The 18,172-nt window shown below is 37.2% G+C and carries 18 protein-coding genes; 7 read left to right on the forward strand and 11 right to left on the reverse strand.

From position 1 onward, the window contains the following. Nucleotides 1–33: 33 nt before the first annotated feature. The 6 genes from AC6IWN_RS09670 to AC6IWN_RS09695 form a co-directional block, all read right to left on the reverse strand. The gene (locus AC6IWN_RS09670; protein ID WP_497987203.1) at nucleotides 34–909 is read right to left on the reverse strand and encodes a transporter substrate-binding domain-containing protein; all 876 of its coding nucleotides are present in this window, start codon (nucleotides 907–909) and stop codon (nucleotides 34–36) included. A 282-nt stretch (nucleotides 910–1,191) separates the two neighbouring features. Further along, nucleotides 1,192–2,100, reverse strand: a complete 909-nt coding sequence (locus tag AC6IWN_RS09675; RefSeq protein ID WP_497987204.1) for a DMT family transporter — start codon at nucleotides 2,098–2,100, stop codon at nucleotides 1,192–1,194. After that, nucleotides 2,090–2,941: a helix-turn-helix domain-containing protein gene (locus tag AC6IWN_RS09680; RefSeq protein ID WP_497987205.1), complete on the reverse strand. Its 852-nt coding sequence runs from the start codon at nucleotides 2,939–2,941 to the stop codon at nucleotides 2,090–2,092. Before AC6IWN_RS09680 ends, AC6IWN_RS09675 begins: the two co-directional genes overlap by 11 nt. 237 nt (nucleotides 2,942–3,178) lie before the next feature. Next, on the reverse strand, nucleotides 3,179–4,771 hold the full coding sequence (locus tag AC6IWN_RS09685) for a nitrite/sulfite reductase (RefSeq protein ID WP_497987206.1): 1,593 nt from the start codon (nucleotides 4,769–4,771) through the stop codon (nucleotides 3,179–3,181). 99 nt (nucleotides 4,772–4,870) lie between these two features. Continuing rightward, nucleotides 4,871–5,689: a TIM barrel protein gene (locus AC6IWN_RS09690; RefSeq protein WP_497987207.1), complete on the reverse strand. Its 819-nt coding sequence runs from the start codon at nucleotides 5,687–5,689 to the stop codon at nucleotides 4,871–4,873. A gap of 56 nt (nucleotides 5,690–5,745) precedes the next feature. After that, nucleotides 5,746–6,063, reverse strand: coding sequence for a DMT family transporter (locus tag AC6IWN_RS09695; protein WP_497987208.1), 318 nt, complete (start codon nucleotides 6,061–6,063; stop codon nucleotides 5,746–5,748). A gap of 217 nt (nucleotides 6,064–6,280) precedes the next feature. On the opposite strand from AC6IWN_RS09695, the gene AC6IWN_RS09700 reads away from it, so the two are divergent. The 3 genes from AC6IWN_RS09700 to AC6IWN_RS09710 all read left to right on the forward strand — a co-directional run bounded on the left by AC6IWN_RS09700 (nucleotide 6,281) and on the right by AC6IWN_RS09710 (nucleotide 8,762). Then, complete coding sequence (locus tag AC6IWN_RS09700; protein WP_497987209.1) at nucleotides 6,281–7,384, forward strand: hypothetical protein; 1,104 nt, start codon at nucleotides 6,281–6,283, stop codon at nucleotides 7,382–7,384. A 21-nt stretch (nucleotides 7,385–7,405) separates the two neighbouring features. Continuing rightward, nucleotides 7,406–8,119, forward strand: a complete 714-nt coding sequence (locus tag AC6IWN_RS09705) for a serine/threonine protein kinase (RefSeq protein ID WP_497987210.1) — start codon at nucleotides 7,406–7,408, stop codon at nucleotides 8,117–8,119. A 70-nt stretch (nucleotides 8,120–8,189) separates the two neighbouring features. Further along, the gene (locus tag AC6IWN_RS09710; protein WP_497987211.1) at nucleotides 8,190–8,762 is read left to right on the forward strand and encodes a hypothetical protein; all 573 of its coding nucleotides are present in this window, start codon (nucleotides 8,190–8,192) and stop codon (nucleotides 8,760–8,762) included. 66 nt (nucleotides 8,763–8,828) lie between these two features. Here the strand turns inward: AC6IWN_RS09710 and fabF are convergent, their stop codons facing one another. Then, nucleotides 8,829–10,061 carry a beta-ketoacyl-ACP synthase II gene (gene fabF / locus AC6IWN_RS09715; protein WP_497987212.1) on the reverse strand — a complete coding sequence of 411 codons (1,233 nt, stop codon included), beginning with the start codon at nucleotides 10,059–10,061 and terminating at the stop codon, nucleotides 8,829–8,831. Nucleotides 10,062–10,135: 74 nt separating this feature from the next. Further along, nucleotides 10,136–10,687: a TetR/AcrR family transcriptional regulator gene (locus tag AC6IWN_RS09720; RefSeq protein ID WP_497987213.1), complete on the reverse strand. Its 552-nt coding sequence runs from the start codon at nucleotides 10,685–10,687 to the stop codon at nucleotides 10,136–10,138. Between the two features lie 267 nt (nucleotides 10,688–10,954). Here AC6IWN_RS09720 and AC6IWN_RS09725 point away from each other — a divergent pair, with 267 nt between their 5' ends. After that, the gene (locus tag AC6IWN_RS09725; protein ID WP_497992195.1) at nucleotides 10,955–12,211 is read left to right on the forward strand and encodes an NAD(P)-dependent oxidoreductase; all 1,257 of its coding nucleotides are present in this window, start codon (nucleotides 10,955–10,957) and stop codon (nucleotides 12,209–12,211) included. Nucleotides 12,212–12,361: 150 nt separating this feature from the next. Here AC6IWN_RS09725 and AC6IWN_RS09730 read toward each other — a convergent pair whose 3' ends face one another. Further along, nucleotides 12,362–13,249 (reverse strand): helix-turn-helix domain-containing protein, encoded by an 888-nt coding sequence (locus AC6IWN_RS09730; RefSeq protein WP_497987214.1) that lies wholly within the window; start codon nucleotides 13,247–13,249, stop codon nucleotides 12,362–12,364. Nucleotides 13,250–13,374: 125 nt separating this feature from the next. Here AC6IWN_RS09730 and AC6IWN_RS09735 point away from each other — a divergent pair, with 125 nt between their 5' ends. Further along, the gene (locus AC6IWN_RS09735; protein ID WP_497987215.1) at nucleotides 13,375–13,938 is read left to right on the forward strand and encodes a flavodoxin family protein; all 564 of its coding nucleotides are present in this window, start codon (nucleotides 13,375–13,377) and stop codon (nucleotides 13,936–13,938) included. Here the strand turns inward: AC6IWN_RS09735 and AC6IWN_RS09740 are convergent. Further along, nucleotides 13,932–14,870, reverse strand: coding sequence for a ketopantoate reductase family protein (locus AC6IWN_RS09740; RefSeq protein ID WP_497987216.1), 939 nt, complete (start codon nucleotides 14,868–14,870; stop codon nucleotides 13,932–13,934). The genes AC6IWN_RS09735 and AC6IWN_RS09740 overlap by 7 nt on opposite strands. Before the next feature lie 276 nt (nucleotides 14,871–15,146). On the opposite strand from AC6IWN_RS09740, the gene AC6IWN_RS09745 reads away from it, so the two are divergent. Both AC6IWN_RS09745 and arcC read left to right on the forward strand, forming a co-directional pair. Next, entirely contained in the window at nucleotides 15,147–15,590 is a 444-nt protein-coding gene (locus AC6IWN_RS09745) for a YbaN family protein (protein WP_497987217.1), read from the forward strand. A 107-nt stretch (nucleotides 15,591–15,697) separates the two neighbouring features. Beyond that, nucleotides 15,698–16,630 (forward strand): carbamate kinase, encoded by a 933-nt coding sequence (gene arcC / locus AC6IWN_RS09750; protein WP_497987218.1) that lies wholly within the window; start codon nucleotides 15,698–15,700, stop codon nucleotides 16,628–16,630. Between the two features lie 234 nt (nucleotides 16,631–16,864). On the opposite strand, the gene AC6IWN_RS09755 is transcribed toward arcC, so the two are convergent. Further along, on the reverse strand, nucleotides 16,865–18,157 hold the full coding sequence (locus AC6IWN_RS09755) for an MFS transporter (protein ID WP_497987219.1): 1,293 nt from the start codon (nucleotides 18,155–18,157) through the stop codon (nucleotides 16,865–16,867). Nucleotides 18,158–18,172 lie beyond the last annotated feature (15 nt).

Raw genomic sequence — 18,172 nt, forward strand, 5'->3', positions numbered from 1 at the left:
ACCTGCTAACTTGCTTTTTATAGTGTATATTTATTATTTTGTGGACTTAAACCAAGCTGCATAATTGTCGTCAAGGAACCCTTCAGATTTTAAATCTGCAACTGCTTTATTTATCGCTGATTGAAGTGCGGTATTATTCTTACCCATTGCAACACCGAATTGTTCCGGCTGGCTGTCATCCTGGAAAGCCTTTATATACTTATCCGGAGATTTTGCAAGATATCCATCTGCAACAGTAGAATCTACAACAACTGCGTCTACTTCTTTATTCTCTAACTGGGTGAAACAGGTAGTAACCTTTTCATTTGCAGAGATTGTACACTTAATGGTACCTGTGCTTTTAAGATCAGACATCTTTACATCCGAGGTGGTTTCTTTTTGAACAGCGAGTGTCATACCATCTAAATCTGTAAAACTCTTGATTTTACCTGTAAAATCGGGGCGTACCACCACTGCCTGGTAATTGTTTATGTACGGATCAGAGAAAAGCATGGTTTCTTTTCTATCATTGGTTATCGTTACTGCAGAAATTACTACATCATAATTCTTGTCGATACCTGCGAAGATACCATCCCAAGCAGTATTAATGAAGTTAACTTTTAAACCGAGTTTATCTGCAACTGCAGTTGCAAAGTCAACATCAAAACCAACTGGTGTTTTACCGTCTTCCGCAAAATCTTCAAACGGAGGATATCCTATCTCCACACCAACGGTTAAGGTTCCATCTTGCTTAAGCTTTACACCTGACATATCAATCGGTGCTGTAGTCGGAGTAGTTGCTGCATCCGTTGCTGCTACTGTTGGAGTTGTTCCTGTTGCCGGTGTATCTGATTTGTCTTTTGTACCACAGCCTACTAATGAAAATACCATCGTTGTTGCTAATGCAAATGCTAAAAATCTTTTTTTCATAATTTTTCCTCCTAAAAAAAATAGGAGTCCCACTAATCTTAGTCAAACTCCTTTGCCATAATGAAAAATTAGCACATCTTCTTTTCTCTGTCAATAGATATTAGGAAAAATACTTTATAAATTTAATTTGATGCAGTGGGACAACTTTAAAATTTTAATCTATTGCATCCCTAAATCAAAAAAATATGCTGATTTAGGTTAATTTTTATAAATTTAGGAATTATTCTATCTGTTTTGTACATGAATGATTCCATACTCATTTTAGGAACAATTCCATCTTTTTCACTTCAATCGAGTTTCCATTCTTAACAACCCCCATCTATTTTCCGAAAGGAATAACCCTACCAATATCAGTCCGGCACCGAAAACTGCTAATCCCGTCAGCTGCTCATGTAAAATCAACCTAGAGGTAATAACTGTTATCACCGGAACCATGTAGATATAGATACTTGTTCGTACCGCTCCCAATATTTTCACTGCATAATTCCACGTTACAAAGCAGAGTGCTGATGCCCCTATTCCAAGAAATGCAATGTTTAATATATTCACCGGCTTCATGAATGCCTCCGGTTTAAACTCAAAACCAAACAGAAACATGGCAGGAATCATACTAATAATTCCATAAACAAAGGTTCGTCGCGTTGCCTGAATGATGTTGTAACCATATCCACTGATTTTCTTAGTAAGTACAGAATAGCAAGCCCATACGAACGCTGCCAATAGAGCCAAGATATCCCCTAAAGGATTAAGATGAACTTTTGATCCATTAAAGCTGACAAAATATATTCCAATCATTGCGATTACGAATCCAATAAAAAAGTTAATGTGTAAATCATCTTTATTTTTTAAGAATATTCTTGATAATATTGCTGTAAAAAATGGTGCAACCGTAATAATCACTCCTACATTGGAAGCTAATGTATAAGTCAAAGCAATGTTCTCAAGCATATAGTACATGCAAATTCCACAAATCCCTGCAAGTATAAACGTTACTTCATGTCTTCGATCCGTAATCTTCATCCTTACAGGATACGCTGCAAGTAAGATAAACAATCCAATTATAAAACGATAAAACAGTATCTCCATTGGTTGAAAATCACGTAATAATATCTTCGTAGATATATAGGTAGTTGCCCATAATACTATGGTAAGAAACGCTAACATATGTCCTTTTGAATCTTCATTTTTCATCATGCCACTCCTGCTTTGACTTATTCTCTTTGTTTAGAAAGATTTCCCGGTATGTTCCTGGCGTTAACCCAATAAACATATTAAAGAAATTAGTGAAATGACTTTGATCTGAAAATCCGGTCTTAAGTGCAACCTCAATCGGTGCAATCCCTTGCTCTAGCAAATACTTTGCCTTATTCACACGTACCGTCTGAAGATATCGATAAGGAGTCACACCCTTCCCCTTAGTAAAGGCTCGCAACAAAGTCGATTTGCTTAGATTTGCGCATTTACACAACTGTTCCAAATAAATAGGTTCCGTATAATGCTGCTCCATGTAATTACAAGCTTCTTCTATTTCTTTTGAGCATTCCGGGATACAACTGTCAAAGGATTGGCCATACTTTTCAACAATTCTACTGATCATTAACAGAAGGTATTCTTCTTTCTCAAACTCATACATCCCCTCCATTATGGTTTTATGTAGTAATTGAATATAACAAGCTAATTCCTCATCCCTTACGACATTTACTGAAAATCCCGGCAATTCCTGCTTACCGGTTAGTTCTTCGGTCAAATCCATCATAACCTGTTTCGAGATATTGATCCCTCTATAACTCATCGGTCTCTCACCGAATTGTGCGCAGGCATGATTGTCCCCAGGATTAAATAGAATAATATCTCCTTGATTGACTGTATACACCTTACCCTTTGTTGACAACTGACGCTGCCCATCTTCCATATACCCTATCACAAAGTATTCATGAAAATGATTAGGAAAACCTTGAACGACCCCACCCAAATGATAAGCCTCTATTCGTAAATCTTCATCATAACAAATTGTACGTGTTTCTTTCTTCATTCTAATACCCTACCCCTTCAACAACTATGTATCACTTCAAACAATTCCAGCAACCTCCTGCTGATTTCTTTATCATTGTATCTCTATTCTATCATCATTTCTTGTATAATATCTTCAATAGTGGATTATTTTTGAAGATTTTTCCAACTGAAAAAGAAAGCGCAATATTCTCATATTTTCCAATCGAGCAAGAAAATGAGCGTCCCACGGTTTCGTGTTACGCTCATAATTAAAGTTTTATAATAAAATCTTTTTTATCTCATCCAGACCGACTCTTGTAATGAAATCAAAAAATGTCTCCTCACTTTGGCGTCCGTTTTTGAAAAAAAGTAAAATCCTTTCAATCGCTATATGTGCTTCGGTTGATTTCACACGATAACCTAAGCTTTCCGCAAACCTTCCTTCGTCTTTTAAAGAACCGCCCACCCAGATTGTAAAGCCTTCTTCCGTTCCTTGATCCGTTTTAACCAGTGCTCCTTGCAAACTGATGTCTGCAATTTGTTTCTGTCCACAGGAATTCGGACACCCTGTAATATGAATTCGAACCGGTGCATCAAGCTTTACATTGGTCTCAAGATATTCGATGATATTTGCTGCCCTTTTCTTTGTTTCTACAATGGCTAAGTTGCAGTACTCCTTCCCTGTGCAGGCAATCATGTATCCTGCAAAGGCCTCCGGATTTGGGGGAAACCGTTTAAATATATCCTCTTCTAATAAAGATGGTAGTTCATCGTTATCAATCCCAGATATAATAAGATTTTGTGATAATGTAGTTCTAAGCGAACCATCTCCGTATTCTTTTGCAATCTCACCTAACTGCAACAACTCATCAGCAGCAATCTCACCAAGCAAAACCAGAATACCGATATAACTTTTGTTCGCCTGTTTTTGAGGATGGACACCATAAAAGTAGGAGGCGTTCCAATCAATCAGTTTATTCTCACCACTATTATCCATGGAACCGATCAATTCTATCAATTTATCTTTAAACCGTTCAGCACCCCAATCTGCCATTAAAAACTTCAACCTGGAATGATTTCTTTTTTCTCTGTAACCATATTCTCTAAATATTGTACACACTCCGACTGCTACTTTTAATACCTCATCCGGTTTAACAAATATGTCTAACCTTTGTGCCATCATAGGATTTGCAGATAATCCTCCACCAACCCATACGTGAAATCCTAGAGTAATAGTACCATTTATCACCTTAGTAGCAGGTGTGAAAGCCAAATCATTAATTCTTGCATGTGCCGGATTATTGATACTGCACGATATTGATATCTTAAACTTTCGAGGAAGATTAGAAAATTCTTTGTTCAGTAGAAAGAAGCGGTTTACCTCCTGCACAATGCTTGTTGTGTCTATTAGTTCATCCTTATCAATCCCTGTGAGAGGATTACCAACAATCGTTCTTGGACAATCGCCACAGGCTTCAAAGGAACTCAATCCACATGTTTCTAGTCTATTAAATATCTCCGGCAAATCTTCAATTTGAATCCAGTGAAATTGTATCGCCCCTCTTGTAGTAATATTCGCCATTCCGCGGCCAAAATCTTTTGCAATTCCTGCTAAGACTTCAACTTGGTTGTGATGAATAATCCCTGAATTAATTCGGACTCTAAGCATAAAATAACCGTTTCTAGGTTTTTGTTCATATACTCCGGCCCATTTGAACCGGTTCATATCCTCCGGTGTAATGGAAGAATATCCTTCCTTAGAATATTTATCCACAATTGTTGTTATTACATCCAACCCATCTTTTATAAGCTTGATATGCTCCACATCATTTAAATTGTCTTTGTTCGACCAGTTTGCTTCATAAGCCATATAGATACCCCTGCCTTTCCTCAGATTTTCTTAAGTATCATTGAAGCTTACCATAATAATCAAAATATTGATGTTGCTCAGGCTACACATTTATTTGTACTATAAATTTAAATAAGTGTTCTTAACTAGTAATGCATCTTTTTCCACCAATGGGCCTTCTAATATCACGCAACCCTTCACCTCAAAGTCCTTTAATGCTTTTAAGCAATCTACATAATTGAAATCACTTTCCATAAGAGGAAGATGATGTTTTTCACCCTTTTCATTATAATGGATTCCTCCCAGATGAATATGCATATCATCTAGTGCATTTCTTCCGAGCTCATCCTGAATGTATTGCAATATCTCAGCAAAATCCTGATATGTTTTTAATGCTCCATTTCCTCGTGCATGTACATGTGCAAAATCGATACAGGGTTTACAGGTTTTAACCTCTTTACAAAGAGAAACCAGCTCTTCTACCGTACCGAATTGAGTTCCCTTGCCAGTCGTCTCAAGTCGATAGTCAATTCCGTTATCCGGAAGCTTGCGTAAGTTTTCTCTGATCCTCTGATATGTATCTTCTTTTGAATCCTTAAGATAAAATCCGGGATGAAAGATCAAGCTACGTCCTTCAACCATGGATAGTCCTTCAACACCTTTAATAATTCTTTGGATGGACTGTTCCTGCTTATCTATATCCTCCGCATTCAGGTTAACATAGTAGGATCCATGTGCAGATAGATAGAAATCATTCTCCAACTTATTTTTCAAAATGTTGTCCTTATTCTTCTGAGTAACATTAACACTACGAACAAATAGTAGCTCCATCGCATCCAACCCAATTGATTTCGCGTACTGAATCCCTAAAGCATAATTCATATTTTTCAACTCACTATAGATGGGAAGTCCTGATATTCCAAAAAGTAGTTTCTCCACTCATTTACTCCATTTCTGCCTTTTATTTACGTCTGTATTATAGTATATGAGCATCATTATGCTCTTCCTGTAAAATTTAGTCCAACCGTGCCAATTAAAATCATTGTTATAAATATGATCTTAGGTAAGCTTAATGATTCCTTAAAGCATATCACTCCAATTACTTCAATTGCTGTAATTCCAAGCCCTGACCATATTGCATAAACCACACCAATATCTAAACGTTTTAGTGTCATTGATAAGAAAACCAGACTTAGTACATAGGAAGATAACATAATAACAGTTTTAAAGTCAATTAGGTTGTGAATCACTTTAAGCAACGACGTTCCTATCACTTCAAAAATAATTGCTAGGCATAAAAACAACCAACTCAATCTACCACCTCGATTCATATTATCGTTTATTCCAAATATCGTAATTCTTTTTCCCAATTGTATCATTGCCCTTTAAATGCGTCAAATTCTTTCCCCTAGTGTTGCAAATTATATATTTCCATTCAGCAATGTAACATTGTGTCATATTTTGTCATATCATGAATTGTAATATGATTTTCGTAATCATATTGCTAAGAAAATTGGAGAGGTGTTTCAAATGAGTGATTTTAAGAATAGTTCATCTAAAGGTTATTCGTATTACAAAGTTAGTTCCAAATCAGGCAGCAGTTCAAGTAGATCTGATTACAGCAAAAACTATAGCAAGAGCAAATGCCATAAGAAATCATCTAAATGTTATTGCTTGCCCTTTGATATATCTTATTTCAAGCCTTATTTAGATTTTGCAAATACTCCAAACTGCAAACCTTATAGTAAATCATCAAGTAGTTCCTATAGTAGCTCCAGCGATAATTCCTCTAGCAAATCCTATAGTAGCTCTTATAGTGATCCATTTAGTAAGTCAGAAAGCAGTAAGTCCTATGGTTCTGACAGCAGTATTTACAAGCCTTGTGGCAGCTCCTCCAGTAAGTCTTCCGACTCTGACAGCAGCATCTACAAGCCTTGTAGTAGTTCCTCCAGTAAGTCCTCCGGTTCTGACAGCAGCATCTACAAGCCTTGTAGTAGTTCCTCCAGTAAGTCTTCCGACTCTGACAGTAGCATCTACAAGCCTTGTAGTAGTTCCTCCAGTAAGTCCTCCGGTTCTGACAGCAGCATCTACAAGCCTTGTAGTAGTTCCTCCAGTAAGTCCTCCGGTTCTGACAGCAGCATTTACAAGCCTTGTGACAGTTCCTCCAGTAAGTCCTCCGGTTCTGACAGCAGCATTTACAAGCCTTGTGACAGTTCCTCCAGTAAGTCCTCCGGCTCTGACAGCAGCATCTACAAGCCTTGTGACAGCTCCTCCAGTAAATCCTCCGGTTCTGACAGTAGCATCGACGTATCAGATAGTAGTTCATATAGCAAACCAAGCCATCACGGCTGTCACAAACCAGCTCATAAGCCTTGTCACAAACCTTACGAACCTTGGAGCAAATCATCAGTAAGTAGCTCACACAGTGGTTCACACAGTGGTTCACACAGCAGTTCACACAGCGGCTCACACAGCAGTTCTCACAGTGGTTCTTCCATCAAATCAGGTAGTAATACGATTAGCGATTCCGAAATCACTTCAACGGCTGGAGCAAGCGGAATAGATGTTAAATCACTTAGTGAGGATTTAGCTCTCATTATATCAAACTATTTTGCTAATAAGCCAATTAAGTAACCTCATGATAGGCTAGATAATATGGATAAATATTTTAGAGTCAATGATAATGTAAATGGCTACTATATCCAGAAAACGATCGGGGAAGGGCGATTCGGAATTGCGTATTTGGCAATAAACGATAGATATGAAAAATGTGTGGTAAAGCAATTAAAGAGAGAGATGCTGTCACAAAGCAGACAGAAGTTGTTCTACGAAGAAATGATATTAAGGCGTTTAGATGACCCACGATTCCCAAAGTTCATCTCAAAATTTCGGGATAATTATCGAGAGGGTTATATCTTAGAATATATTGAAGGTCAGGTATTTAACAATCTAGTCAAAAAACTTGGTTATCGATTCACAAGACGTGATATCTATGCTGTTGCAACCCAGCTACTTGATATCACGAATTTACTACACAGTAACAATATTATTCACCGCGACATCAGACTTCCAAATGTTATCTTAAAAAATGACAAGGACTTAGCATTAATAGATTTCGGATTAGCAAGATTTATAGATAGTGATAGACATTCAAAACAGGTAGATTACTGGTATATAGGTGATTTTCTGATATATCTGTACTATTCGAGCTATAGAGGTAATAATCGAACGAACAGACCCTGGTATAAGGAGCTTGATCTAAATTACGAAGAAATTAAGTTTTTAAAGAAGCTTATGGGAATGGACGGTTACTATCATAATAGCGAAGAAATAAGAACACAGCTGGATAAATTGAAAATGATGTATTAATCCAGGCAAATCAAATGTCTGTAGTGCATCTTTATTCGAAAAGTAAACTTATTGCATTGGAGAAATTATTATGCCAAGAATGATTGAGTTAGTAAAAATATACCCTGAAAGTTTCAGGGCGAATATATATAATGTGAAACCTTTTCGAATGATTGGACTAATAGATGTAAGTATAAAATATCCTTATGGAGTTGAGCGGGTAACATTAGCTTATTATCGATCATCAGGTACAAATAACGGCAAAATCAAAGGTTTGTGGTATCCGATTGTTGGTATCAAAACCAGGGATGGTAGTTTTACCGAATTTACACAATACTTGAATTTTGTTTTGTCAAATACTACAAGAAGCCGTCGAGCAAAAAGAGGATGGCTGGCGAAATCCTTATTCTTCGGACATCGCTATTCTGAACGTGTAAAAATCAGAGGTTTTTCAAATGGAAGTCATTACGAATTCCTGCGTGGCACTGGCAAAATTTTAAGAGAATTGTATCAAAACAATCGCTTTGTACTGATAAAGTCATTAAACGCAAGGGAATTAAATCGCATTGTTACCTCAAAAGAAATATATCCTAATAACAACCATACACAACGAGAAAACTATGAGCGATATATCAGCGATATTTTTAATGATTATCAAAGATAAATACTATAACGGGGCCACCACATGTTTGTGGGGGCCCTGTTATTCATTTCTTTTATCTGTTTATCTCTATTCACGGTACTTTTTAAAAAGCAGCGATGCGTTATGACCACCAAAACCGAATCCATTGGAAATCGCATAATTTACTTTATAATCCATTCCTACATTAGCCACGTAATCCAAATCACAATTCTCATCCTTCACATTCTGGTTAATTGTAGGAGGTATCTTTCCCTCCTCTATCACCTTTAAAGTAATGATAGCCTCAACCCCACCTGCTGCACCAAATAAGTGACCCGTCATCGATTTCGTAGCATTAACTTTTAACTTATAAGCATGAGCTCCAAAGACTTCTTTAATAGCTTTTGTTTCTGAGACATCACCCTCAGGTGTTCCTGTTGCGTGAGCATTCAGGTAATCAACATCTTCTGAGTCTATATTTCCCATATTTATCGCTATATTCATTGCCTTTGCTGCGCCGTGGTAATCCGGACTAGTTATATGACTTGCATCCGTTGTAGAGCCATACCCTACTATCTCACCTAATATTACTGCGCCACGCTTCCTCGCATGCTCTAATTCTTCTAAAAACAGAATTCCTGCGCCTTCTGACATAACAAATCCATCCCTCTTCTTATCAAACGGTCTGGAAGCTTGCTCCGGATTTTCGTTATTTGTAGACATTGCATGCATATTCGAAAATCCAGAAAAGGAAAGGGTGTTGATCGCTGCTTCTGCCCCACCAGCGATTACTGCATCCGCATAACCGTGCTTAATACTCAAAAACGCTTCACCGATTGCTTGATTAGAAGTTGCACAAGCCGAAACTGGTGAGTAACTTGCTCCCTGAAAGCCGGTCTTGATTGCTATAATCCCTGCTGCCATATTGCTGATCATCATCGGTACCATGAAAGGAGAAACCCTACGGGCTCCTTTGTTTAAATAAATCTCATGATTATTAAGAAGCGTATTAATGCCACCTATCCCTGAGCCAACATAAATTCCTACCCTGGCTTTGTCAAATGAATCCTCCATTACATTTGCCATAACTAAAGCTTGTTTCGCCGCAGCATATGCATATTGGATAAATAAATCATACCGACTGATTTCCTTCCTATCAAAATATTCTTCGGCTGGAAAGTTCTCAATAAAGCCAGCGATACGAGACGCAATCGTTTCAAAGGAAGGCTCAAGAATCTTTTTAATTCCACTCTTTCCCTCAAGAATATTTTTCCAAAAATCATCGACATTATTTCCTAACGGTGAGATCACTCCATAGCCGGTAACCACTACTCTATTCATACTTTTACTCCTTCTTAGTGAAAATCCATTTATTTTATCAAAGCAATATAATAGTTAAAATCCAAACCGATTTCTTACTTTAGCGATTCATAAAATTGATTTTTAATACTGCTTAAAGTTTCCTCAAAGAATTCTTCACCTAATATTCTTCGATAATGTAACGCACCTTTTACAGCCATCAATGTATTCATTGCGATATCTACTCTCTCACTTTCATTCGTATACTCCTTTACAAGTAGTTGAAATAAATTAAGTTCGCATTCACTGACCTCTATGATTTTACTACGAAGCCTGGTTGCAATATTTTCATAGTCAGATTGTAGGCTTAAGATCGGGCAAACCTCATCCTCTCTTATTGTATTAACTCTGGTTTTAATAAAATACCATGGATGGCCGCTACCACTTTTTATATCCTTCTGGCAGCTCTCGTAGCTTTTATATAGACCCTCGATTAGTCTGTCACAAACAGCAATACCAAGATCCTCTTTTTTCTCAAAATGATAATGAACAGCTGCCTTTGTTGTCTTCATTTCCTTAGAAATATCATCATAACTAAAGGAAGAAAACCCTCTCTGTTTTATGAGGCGCAGTGCATAATTCGTTATCTCCGCTTTTTTACCGGACATAAAATCACCTCCAAATATTAAACTTACCAACTAGTAAGTAAGTTGTTTTATTCACTTTACCATAAGCTAATTCATAAAGCAAGCTGGAATTTCGATATTGCAAAACAACAGATTTCACAAACAAAAACCTACTTCAGATCTTAAATGTGATTTAGTCACATTCAAAGAACCAAAATCTTTATATATTTGAGTAAAAGTTATACTTAATTTTTAAAAAGATATGGTATAATTGAAGGACGTGATAACAAAACTTTATCTATATTAAGAATAGCAAATAGTAAATCACGTAAGGAGAATATGATGTCAATCCATGTTGTAAATGAAGCAAAAAGATGTTTAAACTGCAAAAAACCGTATTGTAGGAGTGGATGTCCGATTAATACACCAATCCCTCAAATGATTGAATATTTCTTACAGGGTGAATTAATGAAATCCGGAGAAATGATATTTGAAAATAATCCCCTTTCCATAATTTGTTCCTTGATCTGCGATCATGAGAAGCAGTGTGAAGGTCATTGTATCTTAAACAAAAAAGGGTCGCCGGTACATATCAGCTCTATAGAGAATTATATCTCCGATGTATATTTTGATCGAATGAAGATAGAACTTCCAGAAAAAAATAGCATGAAAACAGCGATTATCGGTTCCGGTCCTGCCGGAATTACCATTGCAATTTTATTAGCAGCAAAAGGATATGATGTAACCATTTTTGAATCAAAAGAAAATATCGGAGGTATCCTTCGCTATGGAATTCCTGAATTCCGCCTTCCTAAATCGATTCTAGAGCGGTACAAAGAAAAATTAATTAAGATGGGGATTAAGATTCGTCCAAATACCGTGATCGGATTGACTATTAATATTGATGATTTGATTGATGACGGTTACCATTCCATATTTATAGGAACCGGTGTATGGAGACCGAATAAGCTTCAGATCAAAGGTGAAACTTTAGGTAATGTTCATTATGCGATAAATTATTTAACCAATCCGGATGTCTATAATCTAGGTGAGAATGTAATCATCATCGGAGCCGGAAATGCAGCGATGGACGTTGCAAGAACCGCCATTCGTAAAGGCAGCTACAATGTCACTGTTTACTCAAGAACCACTGTGCCTCATGCGAGTCCGCGTGAAGTGGAATATGCTAAAATCGATGGCGTAGCCTTTGAATATGATGTCACACCAGTAGAAATTACAGAGAATGGCGTATCTTTCCGAAAAGTAAGACTAGATGATCAGGAAAATGTAATCTGGGAGGATGAAGAAACCTTCTTTCGCCCCGCTGATTCGGTTATCATCTCCATAAGTCAGGGTCCAAGGAACAGGATTGTATCCACTACATCAGGTATTGATGTAGATAAAAAGGGGCTTGTTGTCACAGACACCTCCGGTAATACGACCAGAGCAGGTGTATATGCCTCCGGAGATGTTGTGCTGGGAGCAAAAACTGTGGTTGAGGCAGTGAAATATTCAAAAGCTGTGGCTGATGAGATGGATGCCTACATGCAATCTTTGATAAAGTAACTATTAATTACTGTGTAAATATCATTTTACTAAAAGTGGGATGTTGCGTAATAAATTCTATTATAGAATTATTATGCAACATCCCACTCTGTTAATCTAAATACCTATTTCAATTAATATCTTAATAAGCATTACATTATACGATTCAAATTAATGTCTCGTATATTTTGCTCTGAATTCTGTAGGTGTTTCTTCCCGTACTTTTTTAAAGGCTCTACTAAAATAATTACCATCACTAAAGCCGGTATCCATTGCGATTTGAATTATTGTTTGGTCAGTTTCTAATAATAATTGAGTTGCCCTCTGAATACGCAAACGATTCAGATAGTCCATAGGAGAATAACCCGATATGGACTTAAACACTCTGGAAAAATGGATCAGGCTAAGGTGAGAAACCTCCGCCAGTTCATTTAACGTAATCTTGTCCGACATATTCTCTTCCATATAGGCAATTGCTCCTCGGATCTGTTCTAATCTTCTATAATGCATATCCAGATCATTTTGATTCGGAATTAATTTAATATATTCGCGTAGCAAACAGGTTAATAACTGATATGCGTAACCTCGAACCGCCAATTCATATCCAGCCTTGTGTTCTCGGTATTCTTTTATGATATTAGTAACACAGGTCAGTATCACGTTATCGCTCTTAATGATATTAACAAACAACATATGATTTTTCAAAAATGACTCTGCGTACATTGACTGATGCAGATCTGCTTGATTTCCGATCAGTAAAACAAGGTCGAGCTTTATTAAATCATAATCTAGCTCTGAACCGGGATTAACTCCTGCGTGTATCTCATTTGGATTAACAATTAATAATTCCCCTTGATTTGCTATAAATTCTTGTCCTGTGCATTGTAAAACCAGACTTCCAGTTCTGATATACATCAAAATAAGCTGTTCATGCCAATGGGGAGGGAATATCATACCACTTTCTGCAAAGGTACAATGCTCCACATATATCGGTACATTTAACTTATTTTCATCACCATGTCCATACATATTCTCATCAATAATTAAATTCTTTCCCATTCCTTACTCCATACGATAATATTGTGCTAGTAATTGATAGAATCATACATGAACGAACTCTTATTTGTCAATATACTGAATACATCGATAGTCACACATAAATACAACGAAATAGGAGAAATCATATGAATAAGATAACCGTATTAAACGGCGGACCACACAAAACCGGTAAAACCATGACACTTGTAAATGAAGTATTAAAACCTTTTAGCAATAAGAATGTAAAAATCAAAATCCATCACATTAATTCCATGTCAATCACCGGATGCCAGGGTTGTTTTGGTTGCAAAAAGGATGGAATCTGCGTGTTGAATGATGATATGCAGGAAATATATCAGGACATTGAAGAATCAGAAAGTATCATCTTTGCCACTCCGGTTTATATCTGGCAAATGACCGCACAGACAAAGCTGGTGATTGATCGCCTCTACGCATATATGAAACAGGATTATACCAGTTTTCTTGCTCCTGGCAAAAAGGTGATTTTCGTAGCCACCTTCGGTGGTGGAAGCTTTGACCAATATCATAGTTATTTTGAACAAACCTGCAAGAGCCTCTCGTTATTGGGCTTTGGAGATTATAAAGTGCTCCTCACCGGTGGCTTAAAGGATTCATCCGATCTCATAAGTCGTGCTGATGTTTTATCCGATGCAAAATCAATTGGTGAATGGCTTTCGGTAATTTATTGAAAGTCGAATTTTCCATCATTCTTCTCTTCCAAAACTTTGATTCCGTGGTAAACCAACCAATTTAATGGTGTTTCTATCCCAAGTTCCTTACCAAGCCCGACAATCTTACCCGAAAACATCTCGATTTCAGTCTTGCGGTTTCTCAAAATATCCTGTAGGGTGGAGGGTTTATTTAACGGAGGTAATATCTTAATGGTATTCTCCTGGCGTTCGATATCCTCCTGCCCTAATTCAATACCTAGGCGATTTGCAATTCTCACAACCTCCCACATCATATTCCGTCTGATTTCATTTGCATGGTCACTCACCTGAAAGGCTCCGAAGGGTACTCCTAACAGTGCGCAGGTCATATTTTCTCCAATGTTGCACATGTATTTGAACCAAAGACCTTTTAACATGTCTTTTTCAATTCGATAGCTTATTTCACACACATCAAATAACGCTTTAATATCTTCTACCCTTTCCGTTAATTCTTCATTCTTTGCTTCTCCAAAATGAACCTTACCAAAGCTTGGATCATAATCAGCCACTCCATTCTCCATAGAGATGGACACTCTCATGTAGGAATACAATACGTGCTCCCAACCATATACTTTCGCAATTCTTTCTTCACTATCAATTCCGTTCATCACACATAATATCTGTGTATGAGACCCGACCTGATTATGAATATCTTGAATAGCCTGAGTTAATCCGGTGTCTTTCACCGATATAATAATTAGATCTGCCGGATCACCCGTCAAATCAGGGGTAATAATATTAAAATGATGCTTTACTCCATTCACAGTAATACCTTGTGTTTCAAGACGCTCCTTACGCTCTCCTGCTGCTAAAACTCTAAATTCATTTCCGAGGTATGTTTTAAATTTTGGTGCAAAAAACACTCCCATCGCTCCTAAACCGATCAAGGTTACCTTTTTAATTTTCTTCATAAATACTCCCTCTTTTCCAAATGATAACTATGCCGTTTTTGAAATTGTATCCTTTTGATTCCGGATTGTCAAACCGTCAAAAGTAAACATTTAATGGTTTGGGCATCGTATGCCCTAAATTAATCAAAATAGCTTAACTTATTATGTAGATACTGATATAATAATAAAACATCAAAACATAATGTATATATAATTCAAATAACGTCAATAACTATTCCTTATGAAAATATGCACTACTTAGCCAGCAAAACGATTGTTTACGGAGGAAAAAAACGCATGAAGCATGTTATGAAAATAATTCTAATGATATTTGGTGGAATCTTTTTGGCTCTCGCTATAATTGGTCTTTTTTTACCGGTATTTCCCACAACACCTTTTTTACTTCTATCCGCATCCTGCTTTATAAGAAGCTCCCAAAAAGCATATCGTTATATCATGACGAACAAGTACTTCGGAAAGCATATTTATCAATATCGTATTACAAAAGCAATTCCCTTGCTTTCCAAAGTATCCGCACTGACCGTATTATGGGTTTCTATCCTGGTATCAGCCATTTTCTTCCCTATCATCTGGGTTAAAATATTATTATTGATTATTGCCTCAGGAGTAACGATTCATCTTATACTTATAAAAACAATGTCGAAGGAGGACAAGCATAATTTTGAAAGAGAATATCAAAGTTTTCTAGAACGCAATCGCATGGAAACTCCTCAAAAATAGTTTCTTTATGATATCAAGAAGTTTTTTGACAGCCTAAGCCACTCTATGGTATATTAACAGTATAGCCAAGCTTTAATCATAATAGGAAGATGAAATGGGGATTTTGTATGAAGAAAAAAACTGTCGTAGTCGCTTTAGGTAGAAACGCATTCGGAACCAGTTTTCCGGAACAGAAAAAATCAATCATTAATGCTGCTCAGGCAATTGCCGATTTGGTAGAGGATAAATACAAGGTTATCATCACACATAGTAATGGTCTTCAGATTGGAATGCTTCACAGAGCAATGACAGAATTAAATCGGTTGGATGATACTTATACCGTTGCCCCTATGTCGGTTTGCGGTGCATTAAGCCAGGGATATATCGGATACGATTTACAAAATGCAATTCGAACCGTGTTATTAGAACGTGGTATCTTTAAACCGGTATCAACGATTATTACACAAGTTCGTGTGGATACTTTTGATCCTGCATTCCAACATCCTACAAAAATCATCGGACGTCTTATGACGAAGGAAGAAGCAGATGAAGAGATTAAAAAAGGTAATTATGTAACAGAGGTAGAAGGCGGTTATCGTCGTCTTGTAGCTACTCCAAAGCCAATTGACATCTATGAAATCGATGCAATCAAAGCACTGGTTGAATCTGATCAGCTTGTAATTGCTTGTGGTGGCGGCGGAATTCCTGTACTTGAACAGGGTACGGTTCTACGTGGTGCAAGTGCGGTTATTGAAAAAGATTTGGCAAGCGAGAAATTAGCTGATATGTTGGATGCTGATATATTGTTATTCTTAACCGGTGTCAATAAAGTTGCACTTCAATTCGGCACTGATAAAGAAGAGACTTTAGATACACTATCCATATCTGATGCGAAAAAATATATTGAGGAAGGGCAATTCCCTAATACTTCAATGCTTCCGAAGATAGAGGCAAGTATCGAATTCATCTCTAAGAAGGAAGGCAGAAAAGCGGTTATCGGTCATCTAAACAATGCTCGTCAATGTTTAACCGGCCAGGGTGGCACAATTATAACACCGTAATCATAACCTTACTTAGTAATCATTACGAACCCGTTTAGTTGAGTACATAAAATACTTAGCAATCATATGTTAATAAATTATCGGTAAACTATGAGTTACTTATATAAATATAGAATAGGAGCTGTAGTAATTGTTATCTTAAGAAATCACTATCCTTAAGAATAATCCAATCACTACAGCTCCTATTTCTATCTATTCTGGAAAAGATCAAACAAATAAGAATCCTTTCACATTCTATTCCGTAACCGGATTAACTTCATCCAGCTTCCACATATGCTTACATTGTCGAAAGAATAAGCACACTCCTACTCCGAGTAAGCCTATGATAAAATATAACACGGCTGCACCAGTTCCCTTACCCTGACCAAACATATGGACGAGAATGCTGTCTACCGATACATGGCTCATCAATGGCTCAAATACATAATCCACCAAAAATCCACCTAAGAAATATCCAATCGGAATCGTAAAAAACTGCAACGAATTTCGAATCGAATAAATCCTGCCCTGCATATGAACTGGAATATTGCTCCGTAATAATACATCCAAATTGGCGCCCATAACCGGAATTACAATCCATCCCAAAAAGCCACCCAAGCACCATACCGGTACATTATTGCCAAAAGCAAGCAAAAAGTTTTCTGTCCCCATCGAAAAGAGTAAAGTGTTGCATATGATACGAACTCTACTCTTTGGTGCCTTGCTAAAGGTAACGAATATACTGCCCAGAATATTTGCGATTCCGGCACAGGCATTCTCTGCTCCAAGTGCAAAGTTACCGCCGCCCTTCCTAGACAGAAGCATTGCCGGCAGTGCCGCTTGATAAATGGACGCGATGAGATTAATTGCTGCCAAAAAGAGAATCACCTCTACTATCCCTCTGTTCTTTTTCATAAAACCAAGACCTGATTTTGCTGCTTGCAGAATAGTTTCCTTTTTCTCACTTTGAGAAACCACTTCAGGAATTTTTATAAAGCCTGCGAGTGTAATAAATGCGATCAAAAAGGTACATAAGTCAATTACGATCACAGCTTTTATTCCTGCGAACGCCATAATCGCTGTAGCAATTACCGGTGTCATAATCGTGTTAAGTGAATTAGTAAAGGAACGCATCCCGCTTACCTTTTGGTAGTACTTCTTTGGAACCAAAAGTGTTGTTGCCAATTCCGATGAGGGCTGCTGAATGGTATTCATCAGACCATTAATCGCATTGATGGTGAACAAATGCCACATTTCTAGCATTCCTGTGTACATCAGTATAACAATTACTACAGTACAAACCGCAGCAACACTATCGCAAACAAGCATCGTTACTTTTTTATTCCATTTGTCGCTTAATGATCCTGCAAAGATACTAAATATCACATAGGGTGCATAGGTACAGATTGATAACAGTGCGGAATCCAATGCGGATCCATGCTGTTGGTACACCCAAATAATCAATACAAAACTTGTCATAGCACTGCCTAAGGCAGAGAATGACTGTGTTAACCATAATAAAATAAATGTTTTTAATTCTTTATACATTCGATTTTGCTCCTT

It is taken from the genome of Variimorphobacter sp. HTMS_6 (genome assembly GCF_059717775.1).